This window comes from Streptomyces sp. ActVer (assembly GCF_027270795.1).
GTDB lineage: Bacteria > Actinomycetota > Actinomycetes > Streptomycetales > Streptomycetaceae > Streptomyces > Streptomyces umbrinus_A.
Window position 1 is genome coordinate 1 of sequence record NZ_JAPWHT010000229.1, and the last position, 16,350, is coordinate 16,350.

Sequence of the window (16,350 nt, forward strand, 5' to 3'; positions counted from 1 at the left end):
CAAAAGACTGTGCAGTTCCCCGCGCCCCTGAAAGGGGCGCGGGGAACTGCGCGACCAGCCACAACGCACCCGCACCCGACAACACACCCCCACGGGGTCTGGGGCGGAGCCCCAGAAGGACGGGAATGGGTACGGCGGGGGCGAGGAAAATGCCACCGCGGCCGGCCCCGACGACGTCGCAGGTCAGGGCAACTCGGGGCCGGCCGCGGAGTTCAGGCGGTGGGCGTCAGCCCGAGCGGCGTCAGCCCAGGCGCTTCACCAGGGCCCGGTACTCGTCCCACAGCTCCGTCGGCGTGTGATCGCCGAACGTGTTGAGGTGCTCGGGAACCAGCGCCGCCTCCTCACGCCAGACCTCCTTGTCGACCGTGAGGAGGAAGTCGAGGTCGGAGTCCGACAGTTCCAGGCCGTTCGTGTCCAGGGCCTCCTTCGTCGGCAGGATGCCGATGGGCGTCTCGACGCCCTCCGCCTTGCCGTCGAGGCGGTCCACGATCCACTTCAGGACACGGCTGTTCTCACCGAAGCCGGGCCAGACGAACTTGCCCTCGTCGTTCTTGCGGAACCAGTTGACGTAGTAGATCTTCGGGAGTTTGGACTGGTCCCTGTCCTTGGCCACGTCCACCCAGTGGCCCATGTAGTCGCCCATGTTGTAGCCGCAGAACGGGAGCATCGCGAACGGATCGCGGCGCAGCTCGCCCACCTTGCCCTCGGCCGCCGCCGTCTTCTCCGACGCCACGTTCGCGCCGAGGAACACGCCGTGGTTCCAGTCGAAGGACTCCGTCACCAGCGGGACCGCCGTGGCACGGCGGCCGCCGAAGAGGATCGCCGAGATCGGCACGCCCTTCGGGTCCTCCCACTCCGGCGCGATGATCGGGCACTGCGCGGCCGGCACGGTGAAGCGGGCGTTGGGGTGGGCCGCCGGGGTCCCCGACTCCGGGGTCCAGTCGTTGCCCTTCCAGTCCGTCAGGTGGGCCGGAGTCTCCTCCGTCATGCCCTCCCACCAGATGTCGTTGTCGTCGGTCAGTGCGACGTTCGTGAAGACGGAGTTGCCCCACAGCGTCTTCATCGCGTTGGCGTTGGTGTGCTCACCGGTGCCGGGCGCGACGCCGAAGAAACCGGCCTCGGGGTTGATGGCGTACAGCCGGCCGTCCTCGCCGAACCGCATCCACGCGATGTCGTCGCCGATCGTCTCGACGGTCCAGCCACCGACCGTCGGCTCCAGCATCGCGAGGTTGGTCTTGCCGCAGGCCGACGGGAAGGCCGCCGCCACGTACTTCGACTCGCCCTGCGGGGGCGTCAGTTTGAGGATCAGCATGTGCTCGGCGAGCCAGCCCTCGTCACGCGCCATCACGGACGCGATGCGCAGGGCGTAGCACTTCTTGCCGAGCAGCGCGTTGCCGCCGTAGCCGGAGCCGTACGACCAGATCTCGCGGGTCTCCGGGAAGTGGGAGATGTACTTCGTGGAGTTGCACGGCCACGGCACGTCCGCCTCGCCCGCCTCCAGCGGCGCCCCGAGCGTGTGCACAGCACGCACGAAGAAACCGTCGGAGCCGAGCTCGTCCAGCACCGGCTGACCCATGCGGGTCATGGTGCGCATGGACACGGCGACGTACGCCGAGTCGGTGATCTCGACGCCGATCGCGGAGAGGTCGGAGCCGAGCGGGCCCATGCAGAACGGGACGACGTACATCGTCCGGCCCTTCATCGAGCCGCGGAAGACACCGCCCTGCCCGTCCGTGCCCTGGAAGATCTCCCGCATCTCGCCGGGGGCCTTCCAGTGGTTCGTCGGGCCCGCGTCCTGCTCCTTCTCGGAGCAGATGAACGTCCGGTCCTCGACCCGAGCGACATCGGTCGGGTCCGAGGCGGCGTAGTAGGAGTTGGGGCGCTTGATCGGGTCGAGCTTCTTGAAGGTGCCCTTGCGGACGAGCTCCTCGCTCAGTCGCTCGTATTCGGCCTCTGAGCCGTCACACCAGACCACGCTGTCCGGCTGCGTCAGTTCGGTGATCTCGTTGACCCACGAGATCAGTTCCTGGTGATTGGTGGGAACGGTTGAGGGAGCCGCGATGTCGCGCGCCACGATTGCTCCTAGATGAGGGGTTTTGTTGGTTGATGCCCCGTGGGGGCTGCGACCCGGATGCTTCACGTGGTGACGCTTAGGCGCTCATCCGGTGCCGACCGCACTCATTTGATCATCCGACGGGTCCGCGCATATGTCCAGAGGGCCTCACACGTGAGCAGCGTGAGCATCGCCACTTATTGCCGGTCATTTACCCAGGCCATTCCCAGCCCACCGGTCGCCCACGAGCCGCTCACCTCGCACGCCGGTGGAACTCCGCCTCCTACGCCGGTGAGACCATGGCCACTTGTCGCCCTTCATACGGTCGGACTGATGCGTAACTTACGGTTCCGTAGGTACGATGCCGTGCATGACTGCGTCCGTCCCCGACGCGCCCTCGGACACGCCGGTCGTAGACCGCGTCACCGAAGCGCTCTCCCTGCCGCATCCGGTCAAGCCGAAGCTCCGAGGCTGGCTGCACGCCGGGATGTTCCCGGCCGTACTGGTCTCCGGCCTCGTCCTGACCGCTCTCGCCGACTCGACCCGCGCCCGTATCGCCTGCGGAATCTTCGCGCTCACGGCCTGCCTGCTGTTCGGCGTCAGCGCGATCTACCACCGGGGCACCTGGACGCCACGCATGGACGGCGTGCTGCGCAGACTCGACCACTCGAACATCTTCCTGATCATCGCAGGCTCGTACACACCGCTGACGATGCTGCTGCTGCCCGAGGCCAAGGGGCAGTGGCTGCTGTGGGGCATCTGGGGCGCCGCGATCGCGGGCATCGCCTTCCGGGTGTTCTGGATCGGGGCACCGCGCTGGCTCTACACCCCGTGCTACATCGCGATGGGCTGGGCGGCCGTCTTCTTCCTGCCCGACTTCATGCGGGCGGGCGGCATCGCCGTACTGGTCCTCGTGATCGTGGGCGGGCTCCTCTACAGCGCGGGCGGCGTGATCTACGCGCTCAAGCGCCCCAACCCGTCACCGCGCTGGTTCGGCTTCCACGAGGTCTTCCACTCCCTCACGCTCGCGGCGTTCGCCACGCACTACGTCGGCATCTCGATGGTGGCCTACCAGCACGGATAGCCCGGCCGGCACTCGACGAAAGGGCCTCACCGCATCGCGCGGTGGGGCCCTTTCGCGTGCCCACATATTGACAGCAACCATCTTTTGAGAGTTACTCTCATTTCATGGCTACTGTCACTCCACATCCCGAGACGCACCTCGACCCCCGTCGCTGGTGGGCCCTCGGCGCCCTGGTCGCGAGCATGCTCGTACTCGGCTTCGACATGACGATCCTCAACGTGGCGCTGCCGACGATGGCCGGGGAGCTCGGCGCGAGCACCGGTGAGCAGCAGTGGATGGCGGACGCGTACGTCGTCGTCTTCGCGGCGCTGATGCTCCCGGCCGGGCTGCTCGGCGACCGGTTCGGACGGCGCCGGATGCTGATGGTCGGGCTCGGCGTCTTCCTCGCCGGTTCCCTGGTCGGCGCCCTGGCGGGCGATGTGACCTGGGTCGTCGCCGCCCGTGCGGTGATGGGCGTGGGCGGCGCGCTGGTGATGCCGCTCGCCCTGTCCGTCCTGCCCTCGCTCTTCCCGCCCACCGAGCGCACCAAGGCGGTCGGCATCATCTCGGCCGCGTCCGCGCTCGGAATGCCGCTCGGCCCGATCATCGGCGGCTGGCTGCTCGACCACTTCTGGTGGGGCTCGGTCTTCCTGATCAACGTCCCGATGGCCGCGATCGGCATCGCCGCCTGTCTCTTCCTGCTGCCGGAGACCCGCGACCCGTCCTCCCCCAAGGTCGACGCCGTCTCCACCGCGCTCACTGCGGCCGGGCTCGGCGCGCTGATCTACGCGATCATCGAGGCGCCCAACCGCGGCTGGGGCGACCTGCTCATGCTCGCCCTGATCGCCGGGTCCGTCGTCCTGCTGGCCGCGCTCGTGGTGCGCGAGCGCCGGTCCGTACGCCCCATGCTCGACATGTCGCTGCTCGCGCACCGCGGCTTCCTGCTCAACGCGGTCGCGGCGACGCTCGTGATGTTCGTCCTGTCCGGCCTGATGTTCGTGCTCCCGCAGTATCTGCAGGCCGTCCTCGGCAACGACGCCTTCGGTACGGGCGTGCGCATGCTGCCGATGATGGGCGGGCTGATGGTCGCGGCGAGGGCGGCCCAGCCGGTCGTCGAGCGGTTCGGGTCACGTGGTGTGGTGAGCGCCGGTCTGGTGGTGCTGGCCTTCGCCGCGCTCCTCGGCAGTCGTACGACGGTCGAGTCCGGGTACGGCTTCACCGCGCTGTGGCTGTCGATCGCGGGCCTCGGCTTCGGCTTCGCCGTCGTCCCGGCGATGGACGGGGCGCTCGCCACCCTCCCCGCCGACCGGGCGGGCAGCGGCTCCGGGCTCCTCATGACGCTGCGCCAGGTCGGCGGGGCGATCGGTATCGCGCTGCTCGGCAGTCTGCTGGCGAGCGCGTTCCGGGACCGGCTCGATGTGACCGGGCTGCCCGAGGGGGCGGCGGACACGGCCCGGGAGTCCGTGGTCGCGGCCCATATCGTCGCCGACCGCGCGGGCGCCCCCGACCTGGTGACCTCCGCGAACTCGGCGTACGTCCATGGCATGGGCCTCGTCCTGCTGGTGTGCGGGATCGCCTCGCTGGTGGCGGCGCTGCTCGCGGGGGCGTTCCTGCCGAACACCGAGTCGAACACCGGGTCGCGGGACGTCGCGGGGACGCCGGCCCCGGACATGGCCCCTGCCCCGGCCGATGGCCGACAATGACCCCCATGACGGCCGCACGCAGCTCCATCCCCGCCGACCGCCCCCCGCTGGGACTTCGTGAGCGGAAGAAGATCAAGACACGGACGGCGATCCGTGACGCGACCTACCGGCTGATCGAGGAGCAGGGGTACGACGCCACGACGATCGAGCAGATCGCCGAGCTCGCCGAGGTGTCGCCGTCCACGGTCTTCCGCTACTTCCCGACCAAGGAGGACATCGTCCTCACGGACGAGTACGACCCGCTGCTGGAGTCGGAGCTGCGGGCACGGCCGGCGGACGAGCCGCCGATGGACTCCCTCCGGCACGTGCTGAGGAAGGCCGTGACCATCGGGATGGCCGAGGACGCCGAGGTCACCCGGCTGCGGACCAGGCTGATGGCCGAGGTGCCCGCCGTGCGCTCGCGGATGATGGAGAGCATGTCGGTCACGAGCCATCTGCTCTGCCAGGTCATCGGCGAGCGCACCGGCCGGGGCCCCGACAGCTTCGAGGTACGCGTCTTCGCGATGTCCCTCATCGGCGGCCTGATGGAGGTGTCCCTCTACTGGGCCCAGCACGACCACGAAGACGACTTCGCCGGTCTCGTCGACCGCGCCCTGGACGTCCTGGAGCACGGGCTCACGCCCCGGACCGAGTAGCAGAAGACGGAGTTGCCCCCGCCCCTGGGAAGGGGCGGGGGCAACTCCGTCTCACGAACTCACCGGCTTACGAAGGCGAGCTCAGCGCCTCGTCACATCACCCTTCCCGCACGCCACCCCGTCCTTGTCGCGGTCCAGACGCAGCGGGTCGTCCTTGCCGTTGATCTTGAGGCGGCCGTAGTCGTTCTCCTTCAGCCAGGCGCAGCGGGCCACCGTCGTCTTCCTGACCTCGTCGGGGAAGACCGTCGGGACACAGACGTTGGCGGAGCCGTAGTGGCGGTCGCAGCCTGCCACGGTCTTGCTGACCTTGACCGAGGCGCGCTTCTTGCCGGGCTTCTTGACCTTGCCTTCGAGGGAGTCCGCGAAGGAGTGCTCGTGCGCCGAGGGCGTGTCGGAGGCCGCCGCCGCCATGGCGGACGGGCCCTGGAGGCGGACCCACTTCGCCACCGACGGCACACCGTTCGCGTCGACCGCGAAGAGCATGTACCAGCCGGGCGGGGCCAGGTTGGGGTTGCTCGTCACGTTCAGGTCGATGTTGTTGCCGTCGACGGAGAGCGGCAGGTCCACGAAGCGCTGGTTCGGGTCGGACGAGTGCGTCACCGCGGCCGGGCGGATCAGCTCCGCCTTGGCGATGGGCCGGTCGACCGTGATGCGCTGCGTGTCACCGTACGTCCACTCGTTGTCGATCACCGAAGTGATCGTCGGGCGGGCGCCCTTGAGGAGGTACGGCGGGGTGTAGATCGACACGTTGTGGTTCCAGGAGCCGTTGCCCGGGTTGTCGCCGGTCGCCATCACCCGGCCGTCGGGGAGCAGGAACGCGGAGGAGTGGTAGCCGCGGGCCTCGGGATCGGCGGCCACCGGGTCGAAGGTCTCCGTCGCCGGGTCGAAGATCGACGACTCGTAGACCGGGTTGGCGCGGTTGTGCAGGGCGCCGCCGGTCTCCAGGACCTTCCCGTCGGGCAGCAGCACGGCGGAGACGTACATCTTGCCCTGGTTGCCGGTCTGCGGGATCTTGCCGTTGCCCAGGTCGACGGTGCCCTGCGGGAGCGGCGGTCCGGCGACGTACGCGGGGTTGGCGGACTTGAGGTCGATGATGTCGGTGAGCCGGTTCGCGTCGGGGTTCGAGTCGATGTTGCCGCCGCCGATGGTGAGGACCTTCTGGTCCTGCGCCGGGGGCAGCAGCACACTCGCCGACTGGTCCCGCTCGTCCTTGCTCTGCAGGCCGGGCACCTCGGTGGTGGTGTTGGCGTCGTAGTCGTAGATCGCCGAACCCGTGCCGGGGATGTTGTTGCCGAAGGTGTGGCTGCCCGTGTAGAAGAGGCGGCCGTCCTGCATCAGGACCATCGACGGGTACAGACCCCAGTACGACCAGGTCTGGTTGACCTGCCACGTCGGCAGCCACTTGTTCTCGGCGGCCGACCACCGCTCGGCGGTCACCGAACCCGTCGAATCCTCCTTCAGCCCGCCGAAGGAGATCACGTCACCGTTGCCGAGGATCGTCGCCGACGGATACCAGTGACCGTCGTTCATGTCGTTCGTCTTGCTGTACGTCTCGGTGACGGGGTCGAAGATGTACGAGTCCTTGTAGCCCTGGTAGCCGATCGTGCCGTCGGCCGAGGGATAGCCCTTGTTGCCGCCCATCACCAGCAGTCGACCGTCGTCCAGCTGCACGTGTCCCGAGCAGAACATGTCCTTCGGCGTGGGGATCTGCTTGTACGTGCCGTTCACCGGGTCGTAGACGACGCTGGTGAACGTTCCCGCCTTGAACATCGCCTCGCTGTTCCCGGAGCCGGCGATCATCAGCACCTTGCCGTTGTTGAGGACGACGGAGTGCATGGAGCGGACCGGGTTCTGCGTGGGCAGCACGTCCCACTTGCCGTTGGCGCACTCCTCGGCCGTACCGGTGCACACGGGGTCGGGGATCGGGTCGGCGACCTGGTCCATCGTGTAGTCGTCGGTGGTCACCGAGCCGGTGCCGTAGACGGAGACGCCCCAGGTGATGCGGTCGGTGCCCGCGGGGACCTCGGGCGTACGGACCGTGGCCTCGGCCCAGCTGCCGCTGATCGGCAGGGTCTTGAGGTCGGTCCAGTACTGCCAGCCGGCGGTCGTGTCGTGCCGGAAGAGGGTGAGCGAGGTGTCCGGGGTCGTCGACTTGTACCAGAGCCCGAGGTCGTACTGCTTGCCGACGCCGACGACCGGCGCGCACTCCGCGGACTCGGTGATCAGCGCCTTGCGGTCGCCCTCGGTGCGGCGGGTCAGCTCGACCTTCATGGCCTTGGAGCCGGAGTGGGCGTCGGCCACGGTGGAGAAGGTGAAGTCGTTGTCGCCCCAGCCGGACTTCTCCCAGCAGTACGGCATGTCGTCCGTGCCGGCGGTCTCGAAGCCGGGGTTCTTCACGAGGTTGGCGGCGGAGGCGGGCTGCGGGGCGATGAGGAGCAGCCCCGAGGTGAGGGCGCCCACGGCCAGCAGGGCGGTACGGCGTCTGGGCCGGACGGGTCCTCTGAACTTCGGAGCGGGTCTACTGAACATCAGCTGGTTCTCCCCCTTGTTGCGCGGTCGCGGCTCCCTGCGTGACGGCCGGTCTCGACGGCCGTCGTGTTTCCTGCGCGCCCTCCCTTCCGCGGCAGATAGACCAGGGCCTCCGTGCCCGCGAACCGCAGGACGAAGGTGGTCACCAGGGCGAGCGCGGTGGCGCCGAGCACGGACATCCCGAACTGGCCCACGAACAGCGCGATGAGCGGGATGCGCAGCACCAGATCGGCGTTGGCCAGCAGCGCGAACCGGCCCGAGCGGTCCCACCATCGCCGGTGCTGCCGGCGGTCCCGGAAGCAGAGGTGCTCGATGAGCAGGAAGTTCCAGGCGACGCCGAACTGGTTGGCGACGATCTCGGCGGGCAGGTAGTGCATCCCGACGGAGGTGAGGGCCCAGAGCCCGGCGAGGTTCGGCAGGAAGCCGGTCGCGCCGATCAGCCCGAACACCACCATGCGGGCGACCGGCGAGGCGGTGCGCAGCCCGGCGAGGTGCCGCAGGAAGCGGATGCCCTCCTGCGCGGTCGACTTGGACTCGCCCGCGAACCGGTCCTGGAAGACGAACGGCACCTCGGTGACCTGGCGCGGGCGGGCGCGTACGGCCATTTCGAGGAGGATCTTGTAGCCGAGCGGCTTGAGGACGTCGGCGGTGACGGCGCTGCGGCGGATCGCGAAGAAGCCGCTCATCGGGTCGCTGATGCCGCGCAGCCGCCGCGGGAACAGCGTCTTCGTCAGCCAGGTCGCGCCGCGGGAGACGGCGATGCGGTAGCCGCCCGCGAGACCGGCCCGGCTGCCGCCCTTGATGTAGCGGGAGGCGACGACGAGTCCGGCGTGCTCGCGTTCGCCCGCGGCCACCAACTCCGGTACCAGGGACGGCGGATGCTGGAGGTCGCCGTCCATGACGACGATCCAGTCGGAGCTCGCGGCCCGGACGCCCTCGACGACCGCGCCGCCGAGCCCGCCGACCGGTGTGTCGCGGTGCAGCACGGTCACCGGGTACGGGCAGTCCCGCGCGGCGTCCCTGATCACCTCGGGTGTGTCGTCGGTGGAGTCGTCCACGAAAACGACCTCGCAGGGCAGCCGCGAGGGCACCGACTCGGTGATCCGGTGCAGCAACTCCCGGATGTTCGCGGACTCGTTGAAGGTCGGCACGACGATGGTGACGGCGCCGGGTTCGGGAACGGAGGAGGCCGCTTTCAGGGCGGGGTCGTGCAACTCCCCCGGGACGGTTGACTCGTACGTCATCGGTCGCCTCCGGCGGTCGCCGTGCCTGCGGTGTCGGCCGAGCCCGTCGTGCTCGTGCCGCCGCCCTTGATCTGCCGGATCTCGATCCGGTCCGGGCCCTTGCCGAAGGTGGCGACGGGTGTCGAATGCCTCATCGCCTGCTTGACGTTGGGCAGGTCGGCCGCGTCTCGCCGCACGGTCGGGGAGGCGACGACGTAGTCGATGTCGCGCCAGCCGCGCGGCATCGTCTTGGTCACCGCGGGGTCGAGGTCGGCCTTGTAGAACCAGATGACGCCGAGTCCGGGCTCGTAGCCGGCGTGCACGAGGTCAAGCCAGAGCGCGTCGTCGACGAGGACGCGGGTGTCCTCGGGGTGGTCGACCTCGGTGGCCAGCCACTTGGAGGCCGCCCGGTAGGGGGCGTTGGCGTCGGCGGTGACGGCGGTGCGGTCGCCGTCGTACCAGCGGGGTACGACGTACGCCGCCGAGGCCGCGACGAGCAGCGCCGCGACCGCGTACCGGGCGCGGGTGACGAACTCCCTCTCGTCGGTGCTCCGCCACCTGCGCAGCACCCCGTGCGCGACGCTCGCGGCGCCTCCGGCGAGGACGAGCGCGAGGAACGGCAGGGCCTGGATGACGTACATCGCGGGCAGGTAGCCGGTCGGGCGCAGGGCCACCAGCGCGAGGATGGCGACGGTGAACGCGGGTCCGGCCAGGGCCCGTGCGGTCACCGACCAGCGCCAGGTGACCAGGAGGAGCAGCGCGCCCACGAGGCCGCCGAGGGGCAGCACACGGTCGTAGTAGAGCCAGGACTGCAGGACCCCGTACGAGCCGGAGCCCTGGTCGAGGATGAATCCCGAACCGGGCCTGGTCAGCTGGTATTCGAGGCCGTCCCACAGCGAGACGTGTCCGTCGCCGGGGAAGAGCTCGCCCTTGAGGAGGGCGAAGAGCGGGTACGACATGCCGATCAGCACGCAGGCCGTGACGGCTCCGGTGAGGGCGAACTTGCGGGTGTCCCGGTGGCTGTGGCGCCACATGGTGATCATCACCGCGGGCAGCACGAAGATCATCGTCTCTTTGGTGAGGACGGCCGCGGCGGCCGCGAGGCCCGCCCCGAAGTGGTGCCAGAGATGGCGGCTCGGGGAGGCGGCGAGGCAGAACGCCACCAGCGTCCACATCACCGCGATGTTGTCGAGGAAGATCTCCCGCTGGAGAACGACCGACAGCGGCGAGAGCCCGAAGAGCAGCATCGCGAGCCCGGCCGCCCAGCGGGGCAGCCAGAGGCGGCGGGCCACTACGTAGACGAGGACCGCGCTGACGGCGCTGACCAGGAGCATCACGATCCGCATCGAGCCGACCGTCATCGACTCGGGGCTGACCAGCGACGGTATCCAGGTCAGCAGGGCTATCTGTATCCAGCCGAGCGGCGGGTGGTCGTACCAGTACGTGTAGTGGGCGAGCCCCTCGCCCTGCTGCACGGACCAGGCCTGGGCGAGGTAGGTGCCCTCGTCGTCGCTGAGCGCCGGATAGTCGGCGATGTTCCACCCTTGCACGGTCATGACAACCACAAGGAGTACGCCGCACAGGATCAGGTCGGCACGCGAGGTGCGCAGCCGGGACGGGAGCGGGGTCGTTCGAGGGGTCGAACCGGTCTTGGGGACAGGTGTCCGCTGCGCGGGGACCTTTGGGGTGGTCACCGCGGGAAGGGTGGAGGTCACGCAGGAACGTCCTCTCGGGACCCGCGGGTCGCTACGGCCGCGGCTTCGGTGGCTTCGAGGGCGTCAACGGCCTCGATATCGGTGAGATGTGCGCCGACATGGCTGGTCAGCTCCCAGTCGTTCCGGCCCCGTTGCTCACGCCACACGGCACGGACGGCCGCTCCGGCGAGGAGCACCTGGTAGAAGGGGCCGCCGACGATGAGCTTGAGGTAGTGGACGAATCGGACGCGAAGCCCGTACTGCTTGCCGAAGTCGTGCAGTCCGACAAGCTCGAAGACGAAGGTGACCAGAGCAGTGACGGCCGGCAGGAAGGTGATGAAGGCGATGCCGACCGGGACGTCGAGGAAGAGCGCGACGGCCACGTTGAGCGGGATGATCACGCCGGAGATCGCCTGGAGATACGGCGTCATCAGCGTGTAGCGGGCGAGCAGCCGCTGGCCGAAGCCGGGCAGCTGCTTCCAGTCCTTCTTCCGGTAGACCTGCAGGAAGCCCTGGTTCCAGCGGGTGCGCTGCCTGAGCAGCGACATCAGGCTGCCGGGGGTCTCCTCCTTGGTCACCATGTCGGAGTCGTACGCGACGACGACCTTCTTGCCGATGCTGGAGAGCCGGACACCCAGGTCGCAGTCCTCGGCGAGGCAGTCGGGGTCCCAGCCGTCGGCGGCCCGCAGGACGTCCGTGCGGACGAAGACGGTGTTGCCGCCGAGAGGAATGAAACCTTTCTGCGCGTGCAGGTGGAGCCGCGAGCGGAACCAGAAGAAGTACTCCAGGCAGTTGCGCAGGCTGTACCAGCTGGAGTTGAAGTTGATGAGCTGGACGCCGCCCTGGACGACGTCGGCGTCGGTCGACCGGAAGGCGTGGTCGACGTGCGCGAGCAGCTCCGGGTGGACCTGGTCCTCGGCGTCGAAGACTCCGACGACGTCACCGCGGCAGTGCGGCAACGCCGTGTTCATGGCCTTCGGTTTGTTCTTCTTCTCATGGGTGTCGACGACGACGCGTACGCGCGGGTCGCGCTCCGCGGCCTCGCAGGCCACCTCGGTGGTCTCCGGGTCGTCGTGGCCGACGATCACGATGATCTCGAAGTCGGTGTGGCTGGATTCCAGCAGTCGCTGGATGGTGTGGTTGAGCACCGCCTGCTCGTGTCTCGCCGGCAACAGCAGCGAGAACGACAGGTGTTCACCCCCGTCGGGGCTGCTGAACCGGGTGGAGGCGAGCACTTCGGGCGTACGCCACGCGTGCATCTGCCACCACAAAGTGAAGGCAGCCATCCCGAAAAGGGCAAGCGAAACGGCAGAAATGAGCACAGACGTAAGCAACAGATCCCCCCAGATCCCCAAAACCCCCTGTCGCGACAGCGAGTCACTCCTGTCGCGTCCCGGTGGAGAGACTAAGGGGGTTCTGTGAAGTCCGGGAACTGTTCTGATAAATAACGTGTTTCGGAATGGTCGGTCGACTTGTGGGGCGTACCCGAACACATGCGCACATTAGCCCCAGTGAGCAGGCGTTACCGCCGCTCAGCGCTCCAGGGCCTCCCGGAGACGGTCGACATCGGTCGTCGGAGCGTCACATGTGAAATTACGGCAGACATACGCCGTCGGTTCACCGTGCACAAGCGATCGTTCCGCGAGCAAAGGGAGTTCGTCACTGTCCGGAGCGCCCACGGCGACGACCGCGCCGGGCGCGGTGGCGAGGAGGGCGGCCCGGTGGAGCTCCTTGGTCGCCGGATCGTCGGCCGGTCCGACCACGGCCACCTCACGGGGCCCGTCCAGCAACGCCTCGGCGGTGGCGAGACCCCAGCCGATGAAGCGCGGGGCGCGCGGGCCGAGCGCCTTGACGACGCCCAATGCCCGCTCCGCGGCGGCCCTGTGGGGCCTGGCACCGGTCTGGGCGGCGTAGCTCAGCAAAGCACCGGCGGCCGCGCTCCAGCCGGAGGGCGTGGCGTTGTCGGTCGGATCCTGCGGGCGGCGGATGAGCTTCTCGGCGTCTGCGGCCGTGTCGTACAGCGTTCCTGACTCTTCGTCGGTGAACTGCACGAGGACGTGGTCAAGCAGGAAACCCGCGAATTCCAGCCAGACGCCCTCGCCGGTCACCGAGGCGAGCGCGAGGAAGCCCTCCGAGACGTCCGCGTAGTCCTCCAGCACACCCGCGTTGGCGCCGACGCGGCCGTCCTTGCTGGTACGGGCGAGCCGGGCGTGCTCGTCCAGGTGGAGCCGGACGAGGAGGTCGGCGGCGCCGAGCGCCGCCTCGATCAGGTCGGGGCGGTCGAAGTACGCGCCGGTCTCGGCGAGGGCCGCGACGGCCAGACCGTTCCAGGCGGCGACCACCTTGTCGTCCCGGCCGGGGGCGGGGCGTTCGCCGCGTGCTTCGAGGAGGCGCGCGCGGATGGAGGCGATCCTCTCCGCGTCGAACACGCCCTCGCTCTGCGGTAGCTGGAGAACCGAGGCCCCTTCCTCGAAGGTGCCCTCCTCGGTCACGCCGAAGTGGTCGGCGGCGAGTCCGGCGTCCTGCTCACCGAGGACCTCGCGAAGCTGCGCGGGCGTCCAGACGTAGTACGCGCCCTCGACGTGCCTGCCGGTGCCGTCGTCGCTGTCGGCGTCGAGCGCGGAGGCGAACCCGCCCTCGTTCGTGCGGAGTTCACGGACCATGAAGTCGGCCGTCTCCAGGGCGACACGGCGGGCGAGGTCGCTGAGTTCACTAGCGGCTCCGCCGCGGGCGGTGGACCGCCACAGATGCGCGTACACCCGGCACAGCAGGGCGTTGTCGTACAGCATCTTCTCGAAGTGCGGCACGACCCACTCGCGGTCGACGGAGTAGCGGGCGAAGCCGCCGCCGAGCTGGTCGTAGATGCCACCGCGGGCCATCCGCTCACAGGTGTCGGCGGCCATCTGCAGCGCGCCCTCGGCGCCGGTGCGGGCGTGGTGCCGCAGCAGGAACTCGACGGCCATGGACGGCGGGAACTTGGGCGCGCCGCCGAAGCCGCCGTGGCCGGCGTCGTAGTCCCGGGTGAGGCCGAGCAGCGCCCCCGCGAGGTCCTCCTCGCCGGGCACCTGGGTGTCGCCGAACGCGATCTCCCGGCCCGCCAGGTCCCGCACGATCTTCTCGGCGACCTCCGTGACCTCGTCCCGCCGGTCGGTCCACGCGCTGTGCACGCCTTCGAGGACCTGCCGGAAGGAGGGGCTCCCCTGCCGGGGCGCGGGCGGGAAGTAGGTGCCGAAGTAGAACGGCTCGGCGTCGGGCGTGAGGAAGACCGTCATGGGCCAGCCGCCCTGCCCGGTCGCCGCCTGCACGGCTTCCATGTAGACGGCGTCGACGTCGGGGCGCTCCTCGCGGTCGACCTTGATGTTGACGAAGTGCGCGTTCATGTAAGCGGCAACTGCTTCGTCCTCGAAGCTTTCGCGAGCTAGAACATGACACCAATGACAGCTGGAATAGCCGACGCTCAGGTGAACGGGAACACCACGCTGTCGTGCTTCCGTGAATGCCTCTTCCGACCAGGGCCACCAGTCGACGGGGTTGTCGGCGTGCTGGAGGAGGTAGGGGGACGTCTCGTGGGCCAGTCGGTTCGGCATAGCCTCATCCTGCCTGACGGCCCCGGCCAGTTGCAGAACGGCCGTCGTCTCCGACGGTCGCTCCTGTCGGTGCCACCCGATCCGCCCAACGCCACACAGGCTCCACCCGCGAGTAGTCCCAGGAACGATCTCCTTTCACACCAGGTCGGACAGTGCAGCAGGTGAAGACCGACCCGATGATCTTTCGCTTCTCCTCAAGCCCCATCTCACCGGACTGCCAGCGCCTGCGCATGGGCTCCGGCAGTTGCACGCGCCCTTCGGCCTCAGGGAAGAGCAGTTGTTCAAGGGCTTCGTCGGCCGGCGGACCGCTGATGCTGCATCGTCCGCAGGAACGGCAGGAGTAGACGTAGGGGCTCTTCTTGCTTCGCCCCTTCTGAGCGCACAATGCACCGCGACACACCCCGCCGTCGGAGCGCACCGCACCGCACCGAAGAAAGCCACTGGCGAGATGGCGAGGGTCGGTCCGCCGTCCGGTGAGTCTCGGAGCACCGCTGCCTCTGTGTAGGTAGAGGCTGCCAGGCGAGAACGTCGCGCACACAGCCTGCCACTGAGTCGGCGTCACGATGGGTTCCCACTGACCGAGCACTGGCTGTCGCGTCTCCGGGACAAGTAGTAGTTCGCCTTTGTTGGCCCGATAGCCGCACACCCTGGGTGCGGTCATGATCTGAGTGACTGTCTGCGCGTTGGGCCTGCCGCCACGGGTGCCGGAGACTCCTAGATCACACCAGTCACGCGCGATGGACCGAACCGCCTTTCCTCCAGTGCGGTCGATGATCGCCTGCTCAACAAGCTGTGCCTCATCGGCATGCAGGGTCATCCTGTCCTCCTGCCAGCCGAAGGGACGTGGCCCGCTGTGCGGCACACCGTCGACAGCACGGGCCCAGTGCCAGTCCGAGAGCCGCCGACTCCTGACTCGTGTCTCCATGGCCGCAACATCCAAGGCTCGCACTGCTTCCAACAGCCCCTCCTGCGAGTACGGGTCTCGGACACCCTGCGGATCCAGGTAACGGCGTCCTGGCCGAGCCGTCAGCGCGGCGAAGAACCGCGCAAGATCCTCCGCCCGCCGATACAACCGGTCATCCGCCGTGCACACGACCCCCGTGATCGGTTGTCCGTCGGCGGTGTGTCCGCGTGCCAAGTCGGCGACCAGACGGTCGAATCCAGGCCTCATCTCCCCGGCCTTGGACGCGCTGCGACCGTTGTCGCTGTACACCGCGACCACCGTGCAACCGTGTTCATGCGCGGTCCGTTCATTGATCCGCAACTGATGGCGCACTCCATGCCCATCGCGTCGGCGGACATCCTCCGACGTACGCGCATAGGACGCGACCGGGATCGAGCCGGTCGGCCCATGCTCAGCGAGGTGATTCACGGCGTCCCCTGTTCGACAGCTAGCCCGACAGTCATAAAAACGAGCGAGTGATCTCAAGGTCACCGAACCGCTGCCGTTGATCGCCGCCCCCTCGCGCTCAAGCCCCTCACGAAGGACACTTGACGGCCTAGGAGTTGCTGCTGAAGGGGGACGCGATATGCGGGACAGCCATCGGGCGGAGGCCGAACGGCTGTTGGTGCGGGCCGTGGAGGAGGAGGTCCGGCGTTCGGGCGGGCGGGCCGACGGGGGCGCGCTGCTGTCGCGGGCACGGGCCGCTCTGGACACGATGGAGCAGACCGCCACGGAGGAGTACGAGGCGTTCACCTCGGCACTGGACGAGGCGGAGGCGGGCCGGCTGACCTTCGGCCAGCGGTACGCCCGCGAGGGCGCCGGAACTCCCCTGCTGGTGGCCGCGGTTGCCGCACTCGCGGCCGTCGTCGCGGACCTCGCGCTCGGCATCGGCACAGGCACGGCGGTGGCCGCCGGCGCGG

General features: G+C 68.9%; 10 protein-coding genes and 1 pseudogene. 4 read left to right on the forward strand and 7 right to left on the reverse strand.

Features of this window, described 5'->3' with window-relative positions:
• Positions 1 to 241 precede the first annotated feature (241 nt).
• The gene (locus O3Q52_RS31080; protein WP_269652020.1) at positions 242 to 2,074 is read right to left on the reverse strand and encodes a phosphoenolpyruvate carboxykinase (GTP); all 1,833 of its coding nucleotides are present in this window, start codon (positions 2,072 to 2,074) and stop codon (positions 242 to 244) included.
• A gap of 349 nt (positions 2,075 to 2,423) precedes the next feature.
• Here O3Q52_RS31080 and O3Q52_RS31085 point away from each other — a divergent pair, with 349 nt between their 5' ends.
• The 3 genes from O3Q52_RS31085 to O3Q52_RS31095 all read left to right on the forward strand — a co-directional run bounded on the left by O3Q52_RS31085 (position 2,424) and on the right by O3Q52_RS31095 (position 5,454).
• Positions 2,424 to 3,137, forward strand: a complete 714-nt coding sequence (locus O3Q52_RS31085; RefSeq protein ID WP_269652021.1) for a hemolysin III family protein — start codon at positions 2,424 to 2,426, stop codon at positions 3,135 to 3,137.
• 104 nt (positions 3,138 to 3,241) lie between these two features.
• The gene (locus O3Q52_RS31090; protein WP_269652022.1) at positions 3,242 to 4,819 is read left to right on the forward strand and encodes a DHA2 family efflux MFS transporter permease subunit; all 1,578 of its coding nucleotides are present in this window, start codon (positions 3,242 to 3,244) and stop codon (positions 4,817 to 4,819) included.
• 5 nt (positions 4,820 to 4,824) lie between these two features.
• The gene (locus O3Q52_RS31095; protein WP_269652023.1) at positions 4,825 to 5,454 is read left to right on the forward strand and encodes a TetR/AcrR family transcriptional regulator; all 630 of its coding nucleotides are present in this window, start codon (positions 4,825 to 4,827) and stop codon (positions 5,452 to 5,454) included.
• 81 nt (positions 5,455 to 5,535) lie between these two features.
• On the opposite strand, the gene O3Q52_RS31100 is transcribed toward O3Q52_RS31095, so the two are convergent.
• From O3Q52_RS31100 to O3Q52_RS54445, 6 genes are all read right to left on the reverse strand, one after another.
• Positions 5,536 to 7,983, reverse strand: a complete 2,448-nt coding sequence (locus tag O3Q52_RS31100; RefSeq protein WP_269652024.1) for a galactose oxidase-like domain-containing protein — start codon at positions 7,981 to 7,983, stop codon at positions 5,536 to 5,538.
• Positions 7,983 to 9,227: a glycosyltransferase family 2 protein gene (locus O3Q52_RS31105; RefSeq protein WP_269652025.1), complete on the reverse strand. Its 1,245-nt coding sequence runs from the start codon at positions 9,225 to 9,227 to the stop codon at positions 7,983 to 7,985. Before O3Q52_RS31105 ends, O3Q52_RS31100 begins: the two co-directional genes overlap by 1 nt.
• Positions 9,224 to 10,921, reverse strand: a complete 1,698-nt coding sequence (locus tag O3Q52_RS31110; protein WP_269652026.1) for a glycosyltransferase family 39 protein — start codon at positions 10,919 to 10,921, stop codon at positions 9,224 to 9,226. Before O3Q52_RS31110 ends, O3Q52_RS31105 begins: the two co-directional genes overlap by 4 nt.
• Positions 10,918 to 12,234 (reverse strand): glycosyltransferase, encoded by a 1,317-nt coding sequence (locus O3Q52_RS31115; protein ID WP_269652028.1) that lies wholly within the window; start codon positions 12,232 to 12,234, stop codon positions 10,918 to 10,920. The genes O3Q52_RS31110 and O3Q52_RS31115 overlap by 4 nt, the downstream gene beginning before the upstream one ends.
• A 198-nt stretch (positions 12,235 to 12,432) precedes the next feature.
• Positions 12,433 to 14,487, reverse strand: a complete 2,055-nt coding sequence (locus tag O3Q52_RS31120; RefSeq protein ID WP_269652029.1) for a thioredoxin domain-containing protein — start codon at positions 14,485 to 14,487, stop codon at positions 12,433 to 12,435.
• 4 nt (positions 14,488 to 14,491) lie between these two features.
• Positions 14,492 to 15,922 carry a recombinase family protein gene (locus tag O3Q52_RS54445; RefSeq protein ID WP_369124177.1) on the reverse strand — a complete coding sequence of 477 codons (1,431 nt, stop codon included), beginning with the start codon at positions 15,920 to 15,922 and terminating at the stop codon, positions 14,492 to 14,494.
• Between the two features lie 94 nt (positions 15,923 to 16,016).
• Here O3Q52_RS54445 and O3Q52_RS31125 point away from each other — a divergent pair.
• Positions 16,017 to 16,350: pseudogene (locus O3Q52_RS31125) on the forward strand (hypothetical protein); the annotation flags it as partial.